The sequence below is a fragment of the Streptomyces sp. NPDC055243 genome (assembly GCF_044544025.1).
In the GTDB taxonomy this organism is placed as follows: Bacteria; Actinomycetota; Actinomycetes; order Streptomycetales; family Streptomycetaceae; genus Streptomyces.
The window spans coordinates 176,172-194,981 of the sequence record NZ_JBITWR010000009.1 but is presented as its reverse complement, the minus strand read 5'-3'; the positions used below and the strand labels follow the sequence as shown (position 1 = coordinate 194,981).

Sequence of the window (18,810 nt, the reverse complement as noted above, 5' to 3'; positions counted from 1 at the left end):
AACCACGTACGGTCGGACGGCCGCTCATTACCCATGGGTTACCCAACCGACGGCAAGCTATGACCGCCCCGTGCGAGCACGCGGGCCAGGGCTTCCACGACTTCGGGCTGGTAGTCGCGGCCGGTGCCCAGGCGCAGCCGCTCCAGGGCGTTGAGAGGGCCTCCGGGGCCTTCTCCCCGCGCCATCTCGTCGTACGCGTTGGCGGCCCGCACAATACGGGCGGTGAGCGGCTGATCGCGGTACGGGTCCGCCTGCCGCTCCACGACCACGGCGACGTCGCCGTTCACCCCCGTCTGCCGCACGACGGCGCCGCCGAGCAGGGCGATCCGGCGCTGTTCCGCGTCCGGCAGGGCGGCGGTGGCGCCCGCGGGCACCGGGTCGAGGAGGGAGAGCTGCCCGATGTCGTGCATCAGCGCCGCGTACTCCAGGACGGCGAGGTCGGGCTCGGAGAGCCCCAGCTCACGCCCCACGGCCCTGCTGAGCACGGCCACGCGGCGGGCGTGGCCCTGCGGGGTGTACCCGGCGATCTCGGTGGACCGGGCCAGCGAGGTGATGGTCTGCCGGTAGGTGGTCCGCACCGCCGCGTACCGCCCGAAGGACAGCTGGGTCAGGAGCAGCGGCAGGCTGAACACCGGCAGCGCCCAGAGGCCCGCCACGGCCACCGCGAGCGCCATGACGGCCCCCGTGGCGCACACGGCGGACCCGATGCCGAGCATGGCCCGCAGCTCGTCGCGCAGGAGCGGTCCGAAGGGCCAGCGGGTACGGGCGTGCGCCATGGCCGCGGCGAGCACGGCGTCGCACAGGGCGGTCAGGACGAGCAGCGCGACGATGACGGCGGCGAAGGCGGGACCCTGCCCCACCCACTCCGCCAACTTCCCCGCGTTGTAGAGCGGTTGGAAGCACGCGGCGGCGAATCCCACGGTCAGCACGCGCCGCGCCACGTGGTCCAGGGCGGGCCCCTTGCCGAGCGCCACATGCGGCACGGCCCCGACGAGCGCGGCCGCGACGACGACGGCGATCACCTGGAATACGCCGTGGTGCGTGGCCCGCCCCCCGACCTCCCCGAGCAGGGCGTACGCGAGCGCGCCCGCCGCCCCCAGCGGCGCGGGCTCCCGGTCGCTCCCACCGGCGCCCCACCGAGCCAGCTCCCCCACCGCCACGAGCCCCCCGAAGGCCAGCGCGATCCCCCCTTCGGCGACGCCGTGCCAGAGGGTCCAGCCGAGCCCGAGGAGGGTGAGGATGCCCGCGGAGCCGTAGATCAGCACGGACACCGTCGTGGGCAGGCGGGGGGCGCTCACCGCGCTCCCGCCTGGGGGGCCGCGGGAACACCGGAGGTTTCCTGCCGGGGCGACGGCACCGCGGCGGTGTCCGAGGTCACCGCGGGATGCCACCCGTGCCGCTCCAGCGCCCGCCGCAGCGCGGCCACCATGTCGGGGTCGAACTGCGCCCCCGCGCACCGGGACAGCTCGGCGACCGCGGCGGCCACCGGTCTGCCCCTCCGGTAGGACCTCGTGGACGTCATGGCGTCGAAGGCGTCCGCGACCGCCACCACCCGCGCGAACTCCGGAATCTGCCGCCCCACAAGGCCGTAGGGATACCCGCTGCCGTCGATCCGCTCGTGGTGGTGCAGGATCGCCGCCCGCGCCTCCCCGAGGAAGCCGATCCCCCGCACCATCTCGTGCCCGTACTCGGGGTGCAGCTCGATGACCCGCCGCTCCTCGGGGGTCAGCGGCCCGTCCTTGCGCAGCAGCCTGGTCGGTACGCCCAGCTTGCCGACGTCGTGCAGGATTCCCGCGAACCGCAGGCTCTCCACCCGCTCGTCCGCCATTCCCAGCTCCCGCGCGATCATCACGGAGGCCCGTCCGACGCGCTCGCTGTGCCCGCGGGTGTAGCGGTCCTTGATGTCGACGGCCTGCACGAGCGCGCGGATGGTGGCCTGGTGGGCGGCGCGCTCGCGGTGGTACTGCGCGAAGACCCAGCAGGAGACCCCCATCGGCAGCAGCACGAGGAGCGCGGCGAGCGGCCCGTAGGGACTGCGCCACAGCACCGCCATCATCAGGCCGGCGAGGCCGTGCACCACGACCGGCGCGAACGACCGCAGGAAGAGCCCGCGCCACGCCGTCCGCACCGGCACCCGCTCCGCGGTGGCCAGGATGCCGCCGTCCAGGACGGTCAGCACGAGGGCGAAGGCGAGGACGGCGGCTCCGGCGGGCGCCAGCGCGTAGGGAAAATCGGGCGCGGCCACCGCGTCGCGCCCGCCGAGCGCCCCGTGCACCCACGCCGACGCCCAGGCGGCGATGGCCAGTTGGGCCGCGCGCCAGAGCCTGCGCACCCACCGGGGCCGTCGCTCGACGCGGGCGAGCAGCGCCCCCGGCACCGCGACGAGCGCGGCGGCGGCGGGCGGCAGCAGGAAGACGGCGGCGAGCAGCACGGGGAAGAAGGTGCCGAGGCCGCTGAGAGGCCCCCCGGCGCGGCGGCCGACGACCCGGCACCGCGTGGCCTGTTCGCACCCGGCGTAGAGCGCGGCGAGCAGTGCGACGGCGCCCCACGGCGTGCGTGAGGTCAGCGCGGGCGCGGCGCAGGCGGCGCCCGCCAGGGCGACGCACAGGATGTAGGCGCGCGCCCACGGAGCGATGGACCGCATGGCAACTGTCTCCTCCCCCGTGACCGTCCCCAGGGACCACGTTCCAAGGTCCGGAGAGTAGAACGGCTACCCCTCGGTCCGAGCCCCTCGCGCGGAAATTGGCACGTACGAGTGATGGAGAACATGATGGAGAACAGCGAAAAAAGCAGGCCGTGACGGAGTCCGTCACGGCCTGCTCTCAGTCAACTGCCCGAAGGCTCAGGCTTCCTTGGCCCGCAGGCCCTTGGCCGGCACACCGCCCTCGGCGGTCACCGTCTCCACCGTCACGTCGTGCTCGGGCACGGCCTCGCCGGAGCGGATCAGATCGATGCGTCCCATGACCTTGGCGCGCAGGTCGGTGGGCACGTCGTCCTGGCCGCAGCAGCGCTTCACCAGCTTCTTGACCGCCTGCTCGAGGCCGTACTTCTCCAGGCAGGGAGAGCACTCCTCGAAGTGCGTCTCGAACTTGGTGCAGTCGCTGTCCGGCATTTCGTGGTCCAGGAACTCATACAGATGGTCCAGGACTTCACTGCAATCCGTCTCGTGCGGCTCTCCGCAGCTCATGAGCCTGAGCCTTTCGCTTCGTTCGACGACTCTGACGCGACGCCGGCGGGGACGAGGCCGCGGTCACGGGCGTAGTCCTCGAGCATGCCGCGCAGTTGGCGACGGCCGCGGTGCAACCGGGACATCACCGTACCGATGGGTGTCCCCATAATGTCCGCGATCTCCTTGTACGCAAAGCCCTCTACGTCGGCCAGATAGACGGCGATGCGGAATTCCTCGGGGATCGCCTGAAGTGCGGACTTCACGTCCGAATCCGGCAGGTGGTCGAGCGCCTGCGACTCGGCGGAGCGCAGACCGGTGGACATGTGCGACTCGGCACGCGCGAGCTGCCAGTCCTCGATCTCCTCGGCGGCGCTGCGCTGGGGCTCGCGCTGCTTCTTGCGGTACGAGTTGATGAACGTGTTGGTGAGGATGCGGTACAGCCACGCCTTGAGGTTGGTGCCCTCACGGAACTGGTGGAACGACGCGTACGCCTTGGCGTAGGTCTCCTGCACCAGGTCCTCCGCGTCCGCCGGGTTGCGCGTCATGCGCAGCGCCGCCGAGTACATCTGGTCGAGGAAGCCCAGAGCGTCCCGCTCGAAGCGGGCCGTGCGCTCCGCCGACGTCTCAGCACTTCCGTCGGGTCGCTCCGCCTGGCCGTTCTCGGCCCCTGCGTCGGTCCCAGTGACCGGACCCACCTCCTCCAAAGACGTGGCGAGACCAAAAGCAGTCCCACTCGAATCGGAGGATAGACGACGATCCGGTCCCGCCGCCGCCCGAATAGGAGCGGTCTTGGGCGCGCTCAGCACCGTCCATTCCAGGTCAGAGGCGCTGGAGCGGGCCGGGCAGATGGTCGAACCCATGCGGCGGACTTCCTCTCGTACTAACAGCGTTTAACGTCTGTTCCGCACAACAGAGGTCATGCACCCAACATTCCCGTCCATCGGATGACTCCATCCGTGATGAGCGTCATGGCCTCGGCCTCGCCGATGTCCGCGCGTTTCGGGACGGCGAAGCCGTGATCGCCGTGGGGCACCTCCACGAGTTCGTACGCCCCCTCGGGGAACTCGGCGGGCTTCCCGAAGGGGTCGTTCCCGCCCTGCACGACCAGCGTGGGCACCCCGGCGCCGAGCAGTTCCCGCGCCCGGGACTTCTCCGGCTTGCCCGGCGGGTGCAGCGGGAAGCTCAGGGCGAGCACACCGGCCGCGCCGAGCTCGGCGGCCGTGCGGCACGCGACGCGGGCCCCGGCGCTGCGGCCGCCCGCGATCACCGGCAGGCCGGGTTCGGCGAGCGCGGGCCACAGGCCGCGCCATCCCACGTCCAGGGTCTTGGGCGCGGGCGCCAGCTTCTTGCCCGCCACCCGCCAGGGCTGCTCCACCAGGGCGACGGTGACGCCGTGCGCGGGCAGGGCGGCGGCGACGGCCCGCAGGTCGCGCGCCTCGATGCCGCCGCCGGCTCCGTGGCTGAGGGCCAGGATCAGGCGGGCCTCGGCCTTCGGCGCGGGATGCCAGGTGATGCGCGCGTCACCCGCGTCGGTCGAAACGATCTCGCTCTTGGTCACGTCGTCGGTCACGTCGTCGGTCACATCAGAAGAGTGTGCCTTCTTCGGGGCCCTCCAGCTCCTTCAGCAGCTCCGGGCCGTTGTTGCGTACGTTGCTGACCGCCGTCGACACCGGGTAGGCCCGCATCAGGCCGTGCGGCGGCGGCTCCAGGAGCGGCCGCAGGTCCTCGACGTCCGTGCGCGAGGGGTCGAGCCAGGCGTCCCAGCGGTCCGGCGTCAGCATCAGGGGCATCCGGGGGTGGATGTCGGCCAGCGAGCGCGGGCCTTCCTGCGGACCGACCGCCAGCGGCGAGCTCTCCGCCTCGGTGGTGATCACCGTGCACGTCACCCACCAGGCGAGGGGGTGCTCGTCGGGGAGCGTCTTGTCGCGCCAGAACTCGTAGAGCCCCGCCATCGCGAAGACGGAGCCGTCGGCGGGCGTCACGAAGTACGGCTGCTTGCGGGGGCGCTTCTTCTTGCCCTCGACCTCAAGATCCCGCTCGCCGGTGCCGGTGACCCACTCGTAGTAGCCGTCGGCGGGGATGACGCAGCGGCGGGAGGTGAAGGCGCGGCGGTACGAGGGCTTCTCGTGCACGGTCTCCGCGCGGGCGTTGATCATCCGGGCGCCGCCCTCGGGCGTCTTGGACCAGGACGGGACCAGGCCCCACTTGAGCGTGCGCAGCTGGCGAACCGGACGCGGGTCCTCGGCGTCTTTCACCGGACGGTCCAGGACCGCGTAGACCTCCTTCGTGGGAGCCACGTTGAAGTCGGGGGCGAGCGCCTCCTCCGGCTCCCACTTCTCGATCTCAAAGATTCCTGCGAGATCCTCGGGCCTACGACTCGATGCATACCGTCCGCACATACGTGCCAGACTGCCAGACCCCGTACACCCAGAGGAGCCGGTCCCGACAATGGCCCAAGCAATGGAAAGCACCGCGAACGCCAGCCTGACCGACCTCTGGGACCGGGTCTTCGGCACGCAGGCCGCCCCCGACGAGTGGCTCGTCATCGCCACCGGCGTTCTCGCGCTCGCCGTCGTCGTCCCGCACGGCGTCTGGCGCCTCGCCCGCAACGCCATCACCATCGCGCACGAGGGCGGCCACGGCCTGGTGGCCCTGCTGACCGGGCGCCGCCTCGACGGCATCCGGCTGCACTCCGACACCAGCGGCCTGACCGTCTCGCGCGGCAAGCCCACCGGCATCGGCATGATCCTCACCGCGGCCTCCGGCTACACCGCGCCGCCGCTGCTCGGCCTCGGCGGCGCCGCGCTGCTCGCCGCCGACCGCATCACCGCGTTCCTGTGGATCGCGACGGCGCTGCTCATCGTGATGCTCGTCATGATCAGGAACGCGTACGGCGCCCTCACCGTGATCATCACCGGCGGCACCTTCCTGCTCGTCTCCTGGCTGACCAGCTCGCAGGTGCAGGCGGCGTTCGCGTACGCGGTGGTGTGGTTCCTGCTCCTGGGAGGCGTACGTCCCGCCTTCGAGCTCCAGTCCAAGCGCAGGCGCGGCGGCGCGGGCGACTCGGACGCGGACCAGCTCTCCCGGCTCACGCACGTCCCCGCGGGCCTGTGGCTCTTCCTCTTCCACGCCGTCTCACTGTGCTCACTGATAGGCGGGGGACGCTGGCTGCTCGGCCTCTGAGCAGCGACGACTGCCCCCAGCCCGCTGCCACTAAAGTGGGGGCATGACCGTTAACCCAGCGCACAGCACCCTCTGGCCAGCCCCGCACGCGAGCGGAGCCGTCGCCGCGACGGTCCATGTGCCCGGTTCCAAATCGGTCACCAACCGCGGCCTCGTCCTCGCCGCCCTCGCCGCCGAGCCCGGCTGGCTGCGCCGGCCGCTGCGCTCGCGCGACACCTTGCTGATGGCGGGCGCCCTGCGCGCCCTCGGCGTCGGCATCGAGGAAGGCGTGGGCCCGGACGGCTCCGGTGAGGCCTGGCGGATCATCCCCTCCGGTCTGCAGGGCCCCGCCACGGTCGACGTCGGCAACGCGGGCACGGTCATGCGCTTCCTGCCCCCGGTCGCCGCCCTGGCCGACGGCTCGATCCGCTTCGACGGCGACCCCCGTTCGTACGAACGTCCGCTGGACGGCGTGATCGACGCCCTGCGCGCGCTGGGCGCCCGCATCGACGACGACAGCCGCGGCGCGCTGCCGCTGACCGTGCACGGCAGCGGCGCCCTGGACGGCGGCCCCGTCGAGATCGACGCCTCCTCGTCCTCCCAGTTCGTCAGCGCCCTGCTGCTGTCGGCCCCGCGCTTCAACCAGGGTGTCGAGGTGCGCCACACCGGCTCCGCGCTGCCCTCCATGCCGCACATCCGGATGACCGTCGACATGCTCCGCGCGGTCGGCGCCCAGGTGGACACCCCGGAGTCGGGCGGCGAGCCGAACGTGTGGCGGGTCGCCCCCGGCGCGCTGCTCGGCCGCGACCTGACCGTCGAGCCCGACCTCTCCAACGCCCAGCCGTTCCTGGCCGCCGCGCTGGTCACCGGCGGTCAGGTGACCGTCCCGGACTGGCCCGCGCACACCACGCAGCCCGGCGACAGGCTGCGGGAGATCTTCACCGCGATGGGCGGTTCCTGCGAACTGACCGAGCAGGGCCTCGTGTTCACCGGCTCCGGCTCGGTCCACGGCATCGACGTGGACCTGAGCGAGGTCGGCGAGCTCACCCCCGGCATCGCGGCCGTCGCGGCCCTCGCCGACTCCCCCTCGACCCTGCGGGGCGTCGCCCACCTGCGGCTGCACGAGACGGACCGCCTGGCGGCCCTCACCAAGGAGATCAACGAACTCGGCGGCGACGTCACCGAGACCGCCGACGGACTGCACATCCGCCCGCGCCGCCTGCACGGCGGGATCTTCCACACGTACGACGACCACCGCATGGCCACCGCGGGCGCCATCATCGGCCTGGCGGTGGAGGGCGTGCAGATCGAGAATGTCGCGACGACGGCGAAGACGCTGCCCGACTTCCCCGACCTCTGGACCGGAATGCTCGGGAACTGACGGGCGGATCCAGGAACATGCGCCGCTACGGAAAGAACCCCGACGAGGACGACATCCGCGTCCGCCCCAACCGCAAGGGCAACCGCCCGCGCACGCACATCAGGCCCAAGCACGAGGACGCGTCCGACGGCATGGTCCTCACCGTCGACCGGGGCCGCCTCACCGTCCTGGTCGACGACCGGGTCGTGATGGCCATGAAGGCCCGCGAACTGGGCCGCAAGGCCGCCGTGGTGGGCGACCGGGTCTCGCTCGTCGGTGATCTCTCCGGCAAGAAGGACACCCTCGCGCGCATCGTGCGGATCTCGCCGCGCACGTCGGTCCTGCGGCGCACGGCCGACGACGACGACCCGTACGAGCGCGTGGTCGTCGCCAACGCCGACCAGCTGGCCATCGTCACCGCCCTCGCCGATCCGGAGCCGCGCACGCGCCTGATCGACCGTTGCATCGTGGCGGCGTACGACGGCGGTCTCACGCCGCTGCTCGTCCTGACCAAGTCCGACCTGGCGTCCGCCGACAAGATCCTGGAGACGTACTCCACGCTCGACATGCCCTATGTCGTCACCAGCCGCGAGGAGTTCACCGACGGCGCGGAGCTCGCCCGGGTGCACGAGGTGCTCGACGGCAAGGTCACCGCGTTCGTCGGCCACTCCGGGGTGGGCAAGACGACGCTGGTCAACGCCCTGGTCCCGGAGGACCGCCGGCGCAGCACCGGGCACGTCAACGCCGTCACGGGCCGCGGCCGCCACACGACCACGTCGGCGCTCGCGCTCCCCCTGGCGGGCTCCGGTTGGGTGATCGACACGCCCGGCGTGCGGTCCTTCGGCCTGCATCACGTCGACCCGTCCCGCGTCATCCTCGCCTTCCCCGACCTGGTGCCCGGGACGGAGGGCTGTCCGCGCGCGTGCAGCCACGACGAGGCGGACTGCGCGCTCGACGCGTGGGTGGAGGAGGGGCACGCGGACCCGGCGCGCCTCTACTCGCTGCGCAGGCTGCTCGCGACCCGTGAGCGACGCGAGGACGACTGACCTCGCCGTTGTTTGCGCCAGGGGCCCAGCGGCAAGTGCATAATCGCACCAAGCCTGGTCCAAGCCAGGGCGAAGCGGTCACCGAACGTGAAGTTGCGGGGAGGCAGATACATGGCGTGGCTGCTGGTCATCGTCGCGGGGTTCCTGGAGACCGGTTTCGCGGTCTGCCTCAAGCTCTCGCACGGCTTCACCCGGCTCTGGCCCACGATCACCTTCGCCGCCTTCGCCCTGGGCAGCTTCGGTCTGCTCACGCTCGCGCTGCGCAAGCTCGACGTCGGTCCCGCGTACGCGGTCTGGACGGGCATCGGCGCCGCGGGCACCGCGATCTACGGAATGATCTTCCTCGGCGACGTGGTCTCCACGCTCAAGCTCGTGTCGATCTCGCTGGTCATCGTCGGCGTCATCGGCCTGCAGCTCTCGGGCTCCGCCCACTGAGCCACCGGGCACGGCTCCTCAGACGCTGATCCAGCGCCCGAGCACCCCGCGCACCAGCTCCGCGGGGTCCTCCCCCGCGGGCGAGGGCGCGACGACGTACGAGAGCGCCATCCGCACGGCGCTCTCGCAGGCCATGGCCAGCTCCTCCATGTCCTTCGGCCGGGCCCTGCCGTCCAGCGCGTTCACCGCCTTGTCCCGGACCAGGGCGAGCAGTTCGGCGGGCGAGGGGACGCCCGCGTCCGCGCGCCGCTGGGCGGGCACGGGCGAGGCGGAGACCCCGGGCCTGCTCGGCGCGGGCAGGCGTTCGCTCCAGCAGCCGGTGAGCATGGCCCGGGTCAGTTCGTTGCCGCGCGCGGCGGCGATCGTCCACGCGCTCACGGCGGCAAGCCGGTCCACCGGGCCGCCCTCCACGGCCAGCGCGCGCTCCACGCCGTGCAGGTACGCGTCGGTCTCGCGCCGGAGCAGGGCGCGCGCGAGGCCGTCCTTGCTGCCGAACTCGTTGTAGAGGGTCTGCCGGGAAACTCCGGCGGTGGCCGCGACATCGACCATGCGGACACCTGGCCACGGTCGGCGGGCGAGCGCCGTGCCGGCCGCGTCCAATAGGGATTCCCGTGCTGCAGGCATCGTCGCCTCCCGGGGCCGCAGCGGCTCTGCGGTCAGAGTTGACGTGCTCGGAAGCGGTGTCAATAGCCCCGGCGCGACCTCACGCGGTATACGTCATGTCCCGGAATGGCCCAGACATACGGCGCTGTGGCTCAGGCAGAACGAGATCGATACTGTTCACTCATGCCCGACTACCACGATGATCTGCGTCTTGCCCATGTCCTCGCGGACACCGCCGACGCCGCGACGATGGACCGGTTCAAGGCCCTCGACCTCAAGGTCGAGACCAAGCCGGACATGACCCCGGTGAGCGAGGCGGACAAAACGGCCGAGGAGCTGATCCGGTCGAACCTGAAGCGGGGCCGGCCGCGCGACGCGATCCTCGGCGAGGAGTTCGGCGTCGAGGGCACGGGACCGCGCCGCTGGGTGATCGACCCGATCGACGGCACCAAGAACTACGTACGCGGAGTGCCGGTCTGGGCCACGCTGATCTCCCTGATGGAGGCGGGCGAGGGCGGCTTCCAGCCGGTGGTGGGTGTCGTGTCGGCGCCCGCGCTCGGCCGGCGCTGGTGGGCGGCGAAGGGCGGCGGCGCCTACACCGGGCGCAGCCTGACCTCCGCGACCCGGCTCACGACCTCCAACGTCTCGCGGCTCCAGGACGCGTCCTTCGCGTACGCCTCGCTCACGGGCTGGGAGGAGCAGGGCCGCCTCGACGGGTTCATGGACCTCACGCGCGCGGTCTGGCGCACGCGCGGGTACGGCGACTTCTGGCCGTACATGATGGTCGCCGAGGGCTCCGTCGACATCTGCGCCGAGCCCGAGCTCTCGCTCTGGGACATGGCGGCGCCCGCGATCATCGTGACCGAGGCGGGTGGCACCTTCACCGGCCTCGACGGCGCTCCGGGCCCGCACAGCGGCAACGCGGCGGCGTCGAACGGCCTGCTCCACGACGAGCTGCTCGGCTACCTCAACCAGCGCTACTGAGGCGCACGTCCCTTGGGTGCACGCCCTGAACTGGCAGCACGCGCCCCCTTGTTGACGACCCGCATGGCTGCGACTCTGAGAGTCCCCCCACTTGTGAACTTGTGAATCGCTTCTCTTGCGGTCCACTCAGGAGGTGGCTCAAGCCCATGCTCGTCCGCGACGCCATGAGCACGGTGGTCCTCACCATCGGCCCCGCCCACACGCTGCGCCAGGCGGCCCGGCTGATGTCGACGCGCCGCGTCGGCGCGGCCGTCGTCCTCGACGCCGACAACTCCGGTCTGGGAATCCTGACCGAGCGCGACGTTCTCATCTCACTGGGACTCGGCCAGAACCCCGACACCGAGACCGCCGGCACGCACACCACGACCGACGTCGTCTTCGCGGCACCGTCCTGGACCCTGGAGGAGGCGGCCGACGCGATGTCCCACGGCGGCTTCCGGCACCTGATCGTGATGGACGGGAACGAACCGATCGGCATCGTCTCCGTCCGCGACATCATCCGCTGCTGGGCCCCGAGCAGGCGCCGCGCGGCGTCACTGACGGTCTGAGCACACCCCGGAAACGGAAGCGGGCCGGCCCCCGAAGGGAACCGGCCCGCCTCTCCTCCCCGAAGGGAGCCACGACAAACGATCTCAGCCGCGAAGGGCCTGGACCGCGGCTTCGAGGCGCTTGCCGAAGTCACCGTCCGCCTGGCGGAAGTTGTTGATCGCGCGCTCGGCGATGTCGTCGCGCGAGACGCCCGCGATGTTGCCCGCGAGGTTCTCGATCAGACGGCCCTTCTCGTCCTCGGACATCTTGCGGTAGAGGTTCCCCGCCTGCACGAAGTCGTTGTCCTCGGCGTGCGAGGGGGCCTCGTGGTTGCCCGTGCCGCCGGAGACGGGGGTGGTCACCCACAGCGGCCTGTCCGTCTGGAAGGGGCCGCCGAAGGAGTTCGGCTCGTAGTTCTTCGCGCCCTTGTGGCGGCCGTCGTACAGGAAGCCGTCACGGGAGTTGGTGCGCGCCTCGGTGGCGTGCGGACGGTTCACCGGCAGGTGGTCGGCGTTGATGCCGACGCGGTAGCGGTGGGCGTCGCCGTACGCGAAGAGGCGGCCCTGGAGCATCTTGTCCGGGGACGGGCCGATGCCGGGAACGAAGTGCGCGGGCGAGAAGATGCTCTGCTCGACCTCGGCGAAGATGTTCTCCGGGTTGCGGTTGAGCTCCAGCTTGCCGATCTCGATCGGCGGGTAGTCCTCGTGCGGCCACACCTTGGTGAGGTCGAACGGGTTGAAGCGGTAGTCCGCCGCTTCGGCCGCCGGCATGATCTGCACCTGCACGGTCCAGGACGGGAACTCGCCGCGCTCGATGGCCTCGCGCAGGTCGCGCTGGTGGCTGTCGGGGTCCATGCCGGAGAGCTGGTTGGCCTCGTCCGTCGTGAGGTTCTTGATGCCCTGGTCGGTCTTGAAGTGGTACTTGACCCAGAAGACCTCGCCGGCCTCGTTGTTCCACTGGTACGTGTGCGAGCCGTACCCGTTCATGTGGCGCAGCGTCGCCGGGATGCCGCGGTCACCGAAGAGCCAGGTGACCTGGTGGGTCGACTCGGGGCTAAGGCCCCAGAAGTCCCACACGTTGTCGGCCTCCTGCGAGCCCGTGTACGGGTCGCGCTTCTGCGTGTGGATGAAGTCGGGGAACTTGATGGCGTCCTTGATGAAGAAGACGGGGGTGTTGTTCCCGACCAGGTCGTAGTTCCCCTCCTCCGTGTAGAACTTCAGCGCGAAGCCACGGGGGTCGCGCACGGCGTCGGCGGAGCCGAGGTTGCCGGCGACCGTGGAGAACCGGAGGAAGGTCTCCGTCTGCTTGCCGACCTCGGAGAGGAACTTCGCCCGCGTCCACTGCGAGACGTCGCGGGTCAGCGTGAAGGTGCCGTACGCACCGGCGCCACGTGCGTGGACGATGCGCTCCGGGATGCGCTCGCGGTTGAAGTGCGCGAGCTTCTCCAGGAGTGCCTGGTCCTGGACCAGAACCGGACCGCCGACACCAGCGGTCTCACTGTTCTGGTTGTCGGCGACCGGCGCTCCGGCCTCCGTGGTGAGCGGTCCCTGCGTCACGTGCGCCTCCTGCGTCATTTCCTGCAAGTCCTGTCCTACGGCGTCGCCCTTGGCCTTGCCCTTGGCTTCTGCCGATCTCGATCCTACGATGGACTTTGTCTAAGTCAAGTAAACATCCAAAGTCACACCTCGTCGGGACTTAGGCCCCTCACCTGTTAGGCTGGTTCTCATGAGCGACCTGTTGGAACGACTGCGCGGACGCGGTTGGCGCATGACCGCACAGCGGCGCGTCGTGGCCGAGGTCCTCGACGGAGACCACGTGCACCTGACCGCGGACGAGGTGCACTCCCGCGCCGTGGACAAGCTGCCGGAGATCTCCCGGGCGACCGTCTACAACACCCTGGGCGAGCTGGTGACCCTCGGCGAGGTCCTCGAGGTCTCGACGGACCGCAGGGCCAAGCGGTACGACCCGAACGCCCACCGCCCCCACCAGCACCTGGTGTGCGCGCAGTGCGGCACGATCCGCGACGTCCACCCCACGGGCAACCCGCTGGCCAGCCTCCCCGACTCGGAGCGCTTCGGCTTCACGATCGAGGGCGCGGACGTCACATACAGAGGCACCTGCCCGAGCTGCGCAACGGCGTAGCACTTCTTCTTCGTACGTTCACGAAGCCCCCGGCACCTGATGGCGCCGGGGGCTTCGTGCGGTTTGTGGTCGGCGACGAATCCCAGCCACAGCAGACCTCTTCCGGAATCTGACGGTGCGTCATATCGTCGGCGGGCCCCTATCCGCCTGCCCTCCGCAAGGAGACCCCCGTGGGAGACCCGCACCCCAAACTAGAAGCCCACGCAGTGACAAGAACCTTCGGCCGCGGACCCAGGGCCGTGCACGCCCTGGGCCCCGTGGACCTGAAGATGGCCCCAGGCGAATTCACCTGCATAGTCGGCCCCTCAGGCTGCGGAAAATCGACCCTGCTCCGCATAGCCGCAGGCCTCCTGCGCCCCAGCAGGGGCGAGCTCACCATCCGCACGGCCGCGCAGCGACCCGCCGCGATGATCTTCCAGGACTACGGCATCTACGACTGGAAGACCGTCCAGGCCAACGTCCGCTTCGGCCTGGACATCCAGAAGGTCCCCCGCCGCGAGGCGGACGCCCGCGCCACCGACTGGCTCACCCGCCTCGGCCTGGCGGACTTCGCCGACGCCTACCCCGCCACCCTCTCCGGCGGCATGCGCCAGCGCGTGGCCATCGCCCGCGCCCTGGCCGTGGAGCCCGAGATCCTCCTCATGGACGAGCCGTTCGCGGCCCTGGACGCCCAGCTCCGCACGATCCTCCAGGACGAGCTCCTCGACCTCACCCAGACCACCCGCACCACCACCCTCTTCATCACCCACAGCCTCGAAGAGGCGATCGTGCTCGGCGACCGCGTCCTGGTCATGTCCGCACGACCGGGCCGCATCATCGCCGAACACCGCCCGCCGTTCCCCAGGCCCCGCACCGGCGACGTACGCGCGACCCCCGAGTTCACCGCCCTCAAGGGCGAGTTGTGGGACCTGCTGCGCGGCGAGGTGGTCCGCGAGGACGAGGCGGCCGTGGCATGACGACGACCAGCCCGCACAAGGCGGCGGACCCCGAGGACGGCGTGCTCGTCCGCAGACCCGGCCCCCAGGAGCTCCACCCCGCCCGCACCCACCGCAGGCGCCGCACCCTGGAGATCGGCCTCGCCGTCGCCGTCCCCCTCGCCCTGGTCCTCCTGTGGCAACTGGCCGCCACCCAGGCCTGGATCGACGACCGCGTCTACCCCGCTCCCCAGACCATCCTGGAGGACGGCTGGGAGCGCGCGGCGGACGGCGACCTGTGGCCCGACGTGTGGGCCACGCTCAAGCGCGTGCTCGCGGGCTACGCGATCGGCACGGTCACCGGCTACGCGCTGGGCCTCCTCATGGGCTCGCTCTCCCTCGTGCGCGCCGCGCTCGAACCGCTCCTGGACGCGCTGTACGTCGTACCGAAGCTGGCCCTGCTGCCCGTCTTCCTGAACATGTTCGGCCTCGGGGAGGGCCCGCAGATCGCGCTCGTGGCGGCCACCGTCTTCTTCTTCGTGTGGATCTCGACGATGGCGGCGGTGCTCGCCGTGCCGTCCGGCCACCGCGACGCGGGCCAGGTCTTCGGCGCGTCGCCCTGGCAGATGTTCCGCCACGTCCTGCTGCCCGCGTCGCTGCCCGCCGTACTGGTGGGCGCGCGGATCGCCGCGGGCGTCGCGGTCCTGGTGATCGTCGCCTCGGAGCAGATCGCGGCGTCGAACGGCCTGGGGCATCTGATCTTCGACTCCCGTGCGCTGTTCCAGAACGACGTGATGTTCGTCGGCATCGTCTGCGTCGCCGTGCTCGGAGTCGTCTTCTCCGAACTGGTGCGGATCGCGGGCCGGTTGCTCACCCCGTGGGCCCCGCGCGACCGCGGCAGAAGCCAGTCATGAACCATTCGTCCGCGTACGGAGGCTCCATGCACACCCGCATCCCCGCCCTCGCGCTGCTCCTGGCGGGCTCGCTGCTCGCCGCGGCGGGCTGCGCCAAGGAGGACGACACCACGGACCCGGCGGCGCCCGCGAAGCCCCGCACCATCAAGGCGGTCGCGGGCTGCGGCAAGGGCAGCTGGACGGACCCCGCCGACCTCGCAAAGGACCGCGCGCCCGCCCGCTGCGACAAGGGCGCCCCGGCCCCGCGCCCGCTCTCCAAGGAGCGCGGCATCACCATCGCGACCGGCACGCTGAGCGCCGAGTACGTGGCGCCCCTCCAAATGGCCGTGGAGAAGGGCGAGTTCAAGAAGGAGGGTCTGGACGTCCACCTCAAGGTGCTGCCGACCCCCGACGCGCTGCCGCTGCTGGCCAAGGGAGACATCGACGCCCAGTGGGCCGCCCCCGAGGCCGCCGTCATGAACGGCATCACCAGCGGCTTCACCATCAAATGGGCGGCCGGGAACTTCTCCCCCGGCCCCGGGTCCAAGAGCGGCCTGTGGGTGAAACTGAGGAAGGGCGAGAGCGCGGCGCACGTCCCGATGGCGGGCCGCAAGCTCGGCACCATGATCGGCAAGGGCTCGGTCATCTCGTACCCCATGGGCAGGACCCTGAAGAAGCACGGCGGCGGCCTCGACAAGATCCAGTTCCAGCAGCTGGGCTCCGCGGACGTCCTGACCGCCCTCCAGAACGGCGGCACCGACTCCGCCTGGCTCCTGGACCCGGTCTGGCGCAAGGTCGACGGCGACGAGCGGTACGCGTTCCTCGGCGGCCAGCCCCAGGGCGAGCCGCTGGGCGGCCTGCTGTTCGGCCCCAACCTCCTCACGGAGGACCCGGACGCGGGCGTCGCGCTGCTGCGCGCGTACATCAGGACCGTGAACACGTACTTCGCCGGTGACTACAAGGCGGACAAGGCCTTCGTGACCGAGCTCGCGAATCTCCTGAAGACCGACGAGGCGGTCCTGAGGTCGACTCCGTCGCTGCGCATGGACTGGGAGATCCGGTCCGGCACGACGGACCGGCTCCAGGCCGCGTACGAGGCGGCGGGCGTCGCCGAGGGCGACAAGGTCCCGGAGAGGAAGGCGGTGGACCGCAGGCTGTACGAGGAGGCCGTGGGCCACAGACGCTAGGGCGGACCCAGAAAACACCAGAGGCCGGGAAGCTGATGCTTCCCGGCCTCTGGCCTTGAGTAGCGGGGACAGGATTTGAACCTGCGACCTCTGGGTTATGAGCCCAGCGAGCTACCGAGCTGCTCCACCCCGCGCCGTTGTGTTGTAACCGTACGTCAACGGCGACGACCAGCGCAAATCAGTTCCGGCGCCCGCTGTGGGCAGGCGTTCCGCAGGGCGGAACGGGTGGGCAGGGCGAGCATGGCCCACCCACGCCCTGCACCCGCTCAGGCGGTCAGCTCCTGCTGAAGCGCCTCGCGCAAGCGAGCCGCCCGCTCGGAAACCTCGGCCGGCCCGAGCTCCACGGCACGCGACGCCCACCGCTGCCCCTCGACCAGCTGCCCGCGCCGAGCGTAGAGCAGCGCAAGGCGCAAGGCGGCCCGCCCGTGCCCCGCGTCAGCGGCCCGGGTCCACCACAGCGCCGCCTCCGGCTCGCTGCCCTCGCGGGCCAGCAGCAGCCCCAAGTTGAACGCGCCGTTCCGGCTCCCCGCGTCCGCCGCGAGCCGGTACCAGCGCGCCGCCTCGACGACGTCACCGCGCCCCGCTGCCAGCATCCCGACCCGGACCTGCGCACGCCGGTGCCCCTGCTGGGCAGCACGCTCGTACCACTCCTCGCACTCCGTCTTCTCCATGGCGGGCTCCCCGAGCGCGGGCGGACCCGCGGGGGGCCGCCGCGCGTCGAGCACGGTGCCCAGGCGGTACGCCGCCTCCGCGCTGCCGCCGCCCGCCGCGCACCGCAGATGCCGCTCGGCTTCCTGCTCGTCGCCCTCCCGCAGCCGCGCGGTGCCGACCTGGAGCGCGGCCTCGGTGTGCCCGGCGGCCGCCGCACGCTCGTACCAGGGCAGGGCGGAGCTCTCGTCGTCACGGGACGCGTACAGAATCCCGAGGTTGAAGGCCGCGTCCACGCTGCCCGCCTCCGCGGCCTTGGAGAACCACGGCTCGGCACCCGCCGCGTCGCCGCCCTGGAGCAGCAGCACGGCGAGCGCGTTGGCCGCCTCGCGGTGACCGGCGTACGCGGCACGCCTGTACCACTGGTCGGCCTGCGCGGTCCGTCCCTGCTCGGCGCAGAGCAGACCGAGGTTGTACGCGCCGTTCACGTCCCCCGCGTCCATGGCCGCGCGGTACCACCGCTCGGCGGTCTGGGTCTCGCCCCGCTCGGCGTGCAGCGCGCCCAGGGCGTTCGCGGCGTTCCCGTCGCCGTCCTGGGCCGCTTTCAGCCACCAGACGGCGGCGCTCTCCTCGTCGCCCGCGTCACGCAGCAGGAAGCCGAGGGCGCAGGCGGCACGCGCCTCCCCGTCCTTCGCGGAGTTCAGGTACCAGCGCCCCGCCTCCTTCAGCTCGCCGCGCTGCTCCAGGATCGCGCCGAGGTGCAGCGCGGCCCGCCGGTGCCCGCGCGCGGCGGCCTGGCGGTACCACTGCTCGGCCTCGGCGGCGGCGGAACGCGCCCCTTTGGCGACGGCCTTGGCGGGAACCTTCGCCTCGCCGCGCTCGGCCGTGGCCCGCCGGTCCAGGGCGCGGGCGATCCGGTACGCGGCCTCGCGGTGGCCGCGCTCGGCCGACGCCCTCATCCAGCGCTCGGCGCCGACGTCACCTCGGTGTTCGAGAAGATCGGCGAGGGCGTACGCGCCCAGGGCGTGGCCCTGCTCTGCGGACTGCCGCAGCCAGTACTCCGCGGCCGGCTCGTCGCCGCGCTCGCGGTGGTGGCGCCCGAGCGCGTGCGCGGCCGCGGCGGAACCCGCGACGGCGGCGACCCGCCACCATCCGGCGGCTTCGTCGGCGTACCCGCGCTGGTGGAGGAGGACTCCGAGGTTGTTGGCTGCGGCGCGGTCGCCCTCGGCGGTCGCAGCGCGCAGCAGGGATTCGGCCCCGTCGAGATCACCGCGGCGCAGCAGAAGGCTTCCGAGGACGCTCATCGCGTCGACGTCTCCGGCCTCGGCGGCCAGCCGATGGCGCATCTCCTCGGCGGCCGCCCCGGGATCCTCCCGGTCGGCCGGCTGCACAAACCGCCCTGTCTCCAACAGAGTTGCCTTGTCCCCCATAACGTCCATCGTCGCACCACCTGCAACCTGGGTACACCTGGTATACCGCAGCCAGTGAGGTCACTTCAGCGTTTTGTCGACATGCCCACAGAGAGATAAGTCAAACACAGATTTCCCAACTCCCCTCGGGCGGCGCACCGTTCGCACAGACCAGCGCACCCCGCCACGGACCCCACGCACACACGGCGAAGGCCCGGATCCGATAAGGATCCGGGCCTTCGCCTACTAGTAGCGGGGACAGGATTTGAACCTGCGACCTCTGGGTTATGAGCCCAGCGAGCTACCGAGCTGCTCCACCCCGCGCCGTTG

The 18,810-nt window shown here is 71.5% G+C and carries 19 protein-coding genes and 2 tRNA genes; 10 read left to right on the top strand and 11 right to left on the bottom strand.

Annotation, left to right across the window (positions count from 1 at the left end; genetic code table 11):
* Nucleotides 1-38 precede the first annotated feature (38 nt).
* The 6 genes from ACIGXX_RS26120 to ACIGXX_RS26095 all read right to left on the bottom strand — a co-directional run bounded on the left by ACIGXX_RS26120 (nucleotide 39) and on the right by ACIGXX_RS26095 (nucleotide 5,568).
* Nucleotides 39-1,298 (bottom strand): HD-GYP domain-containing protein, encoded by a 1,260-nt coding sequence (locus ACIGXX_RS26120; protein ID WP_383820787.1) that lies wholly within the window; start codon nucleotides 1,296-1,298, stop codon nucleotides 39-41.
* Nucleotides 1,295-2,644 (bottom strand): HD-GYP domain-containing protein, encoded by a 1,350-nt coding sequence (locus ACIGXX_RS26115; protein ID WP_399979210.1) that lies wholly within the window; start codon nucleotides 2,642-2,644, stop codon nucleotides 1,295-1,297. The genes ACIGXX_RS26120 and ACIGXX_RS26115 overlap by 4 nt, the downstream gene beginning before the upstream one ends.
* 198 nt (nucleotides 2,645-2,842) lie before the next feature.
* Nucleotides 2,843-3,187 carry a mycothiol system anti-sigma-R factor gene (gene rsrA / locus ACIGXX_RS26110; protein ID WP_351163653.1) on the bottom strand — a complete coding sequence of 115 codons (345 nt, stop codon included), beginning with the start codon at nucleotides 3,185-3,187 and terminating at the stop codon, nucleotides 2,843-2,845.
* Nucleotides 3,184-3,864, bottom strand: coding sequence for a sigma-70 family RNA polymerase sigma factor (locus ACIGXX_RS26105; RefSeq protein WP_351163651.1), 681 nt, complete (start codon nucleotides 3,862-3,864; stop codon nucleotides 3,184-3,186). Before ACIGXX_RS26105 ends, rsrA begins: the two co-directional genes overlap by 4 nt.
* Before the next feature lie 221 nt (nucleotides 3,865-4,085).
* On the bottom strand, nucleotides 4,086-4,751 hold the full coding sequence (locus ACIGXX_RS26100; RefSeq protein WP_351163648.1) for an alpha/beta family hydrolase: 666 nt from the start codon (nucleotides 4,749-4,751) through the stop codon (nucleotides 4,086-4,088).
* Nucleotide 4,752: 1 nt separating this feature from the next.
* On the bottom strand, nucleotides 4,753-5,568 hold the full coding sequence (locus ACIGXX_RS26095) for an SOS response-associated peptidase (RefSeq protein ID WP_351163646.1): 816 nt from the start codon (nucleotides 5,566-5,568) through the stop codon (nucleotides 4,753-4,755).
* Nucleotides 5,569-5,629: 61 nt separating this feature from the next.
* Here ACIGXX_RS26095 and ACIGXX_RS26090 point away from each other — a divergent pair, with 61 nt between their 5' ends.
* From ACIGXX_RS26090 to ACIGXX_RS26075, 4 genes are all read left to right on the top strand, one after another.
* Nucleotides 5,630-6,352, top strand: a complete 723-nt coding sequence (locus ACIGXX_RS26090) for a M50 family metallopeptidase (protein WP_361464353.1) — start codon at nucleotides 5,630-5,632, stop codon at nucleotides 6,350-6,352.
* A gap of 43 nt (nucleotides 6,353-6,395) precedes the next feature.
* Nucleotides 6,396-7,712 (top strand): 3-phosphoshikimate 1-carboxyvinyltransferase, encoded by a 1,317-nt coding sequence (gene aroA / locus ACIGXX_RS26085; protein WP_366461243.1) that lies wholly within the window; start codon nucleotides 6,396-6,398, stop codon nucleotides 7,710-7,712.
* A gap of 17 nt (nucleotides 7,713-7,729) precedes the next feature.
* Nucleotides 7,730-8,737: a ribosome small subunit-dependent GTPase A gene (gene rsgA / locus ACIGXX_RS26080; protein WP_361464356.1), complete on the top strand. Its 1,008-nt coding sequence runs from the start codon at nucleotides 7,730-7,732 to the stop codon at nucleotides 8,735-8,737.
* 111 nt (nucleotides 8,738-8,848) lie between these two features.
* Nucleotides 8,849-9,172 (top strand): multidrug efflux SMR transporter, encoded by a 324-nt coding sequence (locus ACIGXX_RS26075; RefSeq protein ID WP_160507132.1) that lies wholly within the window; start codon nucleotides 8,849-8,851, stop codon nucleotides 9,170-9,172.
* 18 nt (nucleotides 9,173-9,190) lie between these two features.
* Here ACIGXX_RS26075 and ACIGXX_RS26070 read toward each other — a convergent pair whose 3' ends face one another.
* The gene (locus tag ACIGXX_RS26070) at nucleotides 9,191-9,796 is read right to left on the bottom strand and encodes a TetR/AcrR family transcriptional regulator (RefSeq protein WP_351163637.1); all 606 of its coding nucleotides are present in this window, start codon (nucleotides 9,794-9,796) and stop codon (nucleotides 9,191-9,193) included.
* Between the two features lie 162 nt (nucleotides 9,797-9,958).
* On the opposite strand from ACIGXX_RS26070, the gene hisN reads away from it, so the two are divergent.
* Nucleotides 9,959-10,759, top strand: coding sequence for a histidinol-phosphatase (hisN, locus tag ACIGXX_RS26065; RefSeq protein ID WP_351163635.1), 801 nt, complete (start codon nucleotides 9,959-9,961; stop codon nucleotides 10,757-10,759).
* 146 nt (nucleotides 10,760-10,905) lie between these two features.
* Nucleotides 10,906-11,307 (top strand): CBS domain-containing protein, encoded by a 402-nt coding sequence (locus ACIGXX_RS26060; protein ID WP_351163633.1) that lies wholly within the window; start codon nucleotides 10,906-10,908, stop codon nucleotides 11,305-11,307.
* A gap of 84 nt (nucleotides 11,308-11,391) precedes the next feature.
* Here ACIGXX_RS26060 and ACIGXX_RS26055 read toward each other — a convergent pair whose 3' ends face one another.
* Nucleotides 11,392-12,861, bottom strand: coding sequence for a catalase (locus tag ACIGXX_RS26055; RefSeq protein ID WP_351163631.1), 1,470 nt, complete (start codon nucleotides 12,859-12,861; stop codon nucleotides 11,392-11,394).
* Between the two features lie 151 nt (nucleotides 12,862-13,012).
* Here ACIGXX_RS26055 and ACIGXX_RS26050 point away from each other — a divergent pair, with 151 nt between their 5' ends.
* The 4 genes from ACIGXX_RS26050 to ACIGXX_RS26035 all read left to right on the top strand — a co-directional run bounded on the left by ACIGXX_RS26050 (nucleotide 13,013) and on the right by ACIGXX_RS26035 (nucleotide 16,423).
* On the top strand, nucleotides 13,013-13,429 hold the full coding sequence (locus ACIGXX_RS26050) for a Fur family transcriptional regulator (protein WP_351163629.1): 417 nt from the start codon (nucleotides 13,013-13,015) through the stop codon (nucleotides 13,427-13,429).
* Between the two features lie 170 nt (nucleotides 13,430-13,599).
* Nucleotides 13,600-14,385, top strand: coding sequence for an ABC transporter ATP-binding protein (locus ACIGXX_RS26045; RefSeq protein ID WP_399979199.1), 786 nt, complete (start codon nucleotides 13,600-13,602; stop codon nucleotides 14,383-14,385).
* Nucleotides 14,382-15,257 (top strand): ABC transporter permease, encoded by an 876-nt coding sequence (locus ACIGXX_RS26040; RefSeq protein WP_351163624.1) that lies wholly within the window; start codon nucleotides 14,382-14,384, stop codon nucleotides 15,255-15,257. The genes ACIGXX_RS26045 and ACIGXX_RS26040 overlap by 4 nt, the downstream gene beginning before the upstream one ends.
* A 26-nt stretch (nucleotides 15,258-15,283) precedes the next feature.
* Nucleotides 15,284-16,423, top strand: a complete 1,140-nt coding sequence (locus tag ACIGXX_RS26035) for an ABC transporter substrate-binding protein (RefSeq protein WP_351164020.1) — start codon at nucleotides 15,284-15,286, stop codon at nucleotides 16,421-16,423.
* Between the two features lie 60 nt (nucleotides 16,424-16,483).
* On the opposite strand, the gene ACIGXX_RS26030 is transcribed toward ACIGXX_RS26035, so the two are convergent.
* The 3 genes from ACIGXX_RS26030 to ACIGXX_RS26020 form a co-directional block, all read right to left on the bottom strand.
* Nucleotides 16,484-16,557 (bottom strand) — tRNA-Met (locus ACIGXX_RS26030).
* 132 nt (nucleotides 16,558-16,689) lie between these two features.
* Nucleotides 16,690-18,510 carry a tetratricopeptide repeat protein gene (locus ACIGXX_RS26025; protein WP_366461245.1) on the bottom strand — a complete coding sequence of 607 codons (1,821 nt, stop codon included), beginning with the start codon at nucleotides 18,508-18,510 and terminating at the stop codon, nucleotides 16,690-16,692.
* Nucleotides 18,511-18,730: 220 nt separating this feature from the next.
* Nucleotides 18,731-18,804: transfer RNA gene (locus ACIGXX_RS26020), tRNA-Met, on the bottom strand.
* Nucleotides 18,805-18,810: the final 6 nt, after the last annotated feature.

Bases quoted from the DNA above. Each gene is read 5' to 3' on its own strand.
- ACIGXX_RS26055 (WP_351163631.1), bottom strand. From the start codon at position 12,861: ATGACGCAGGAGGCGCACGTGACGCAGGGACCGCTCACCACGGAGGCC.
- rsrA (WP_351163653.1), bottom strand. From the start codon at position 3,187: ATGAGCTGCGGAGAGCCGCACGAGACGGATTGCAGTGAAGTCCTGGAC.
- ACIGXX_RS26075 (WP_160507132.1), top strand. From the start codon at position 8,849: ATGGCGTGGCTGCTGGTCATCGTCGCGGGGTTCCTGGAGACCGGTTTC.
- ACIGXX_RS26050 (WP_351163629.1), top strand. From the start codon at position 13,013: ATGAGCGACCTGTTGGAACGACTGCGCGGACGCGGTTGGCGCATGACC.
- ACIGXX_RS26095 (WP_351163646.1), bottom strand. From the start codon at position 5,568: ATGTGCGGACGGTATGCATCGAGTCGTAGGCCCGAGGATCTCGCAGGA.
- ACIGXX_RS26090 (WP_361464353.1), top strand. From the start codon at position 5,630: ATGGAAAGCACCGCGAACGCCAGCCTGACCGACCTCTGGGACCGGGTC.
- ACIGXX_RS26070 (WP_351163637.1), bottom strand. From the start codon at position 9,796: ATGCCTGCAGCACGGGAATCCCTATTGGACGCGGCCGGCACGGCGCTC.
- aroA (WP_366461243.1), top strand. From the start codon at position 6,396: ATGACCGTTAACCCAGCGCACAGCACCCTCTGGCCAGCCCCGCACGCG.
- rsgA (WP_361464356.1), top strand. From the start codon at position 7,730: ATGCGCCGCTACGGAAAGAACCCCGACGAGGACGACATCCGCGTCCGC.
- ACIGXX_RS26115 (WP_399979210.1), bottom strand. From the start codon at position 2,644: ATGCGGTCCATCGCTCCGTGGGCGCGCGCCTACATCCTGTGCGTCGCC.
- ACIGXX_RS26025 (WP_366461245.1), bottom strand. From the start codon at position 18,510: ATGGACGTTATGGGGGACAAGGCAACTCTGTTGGAGACAGGGCGGTTT.
- ACIGXX_RS26035 (WP_351164020.1), top strand. From the start codon at position 15,284: ATGCACACCCGCATCCCCGCCCTCGCGCTGCTCCTGGCGGGCTCGCTG.
- ACIGXX_RS26060 (WP_351163633.1), top strand. From the start codon at position 10,906: ATGCTCGTCCGCGACGCCATGAGCACGGTGGTCCTCACCATCGGCCCC.
- ACIGXX_RS26040 (WP_351163624.1), top strand. From the start codon at position 14,382: ATGACGACGACCAGCCCGCACAAGGCGGCGGACCCCGAGGACGGCGTG.
- hisN (WP_351163635.1), top strand. From the start codon at position 9,959: ATGCCCGACTACCACGATGATCTGCGTCTTGCCCATGTCCTCGCGGAC.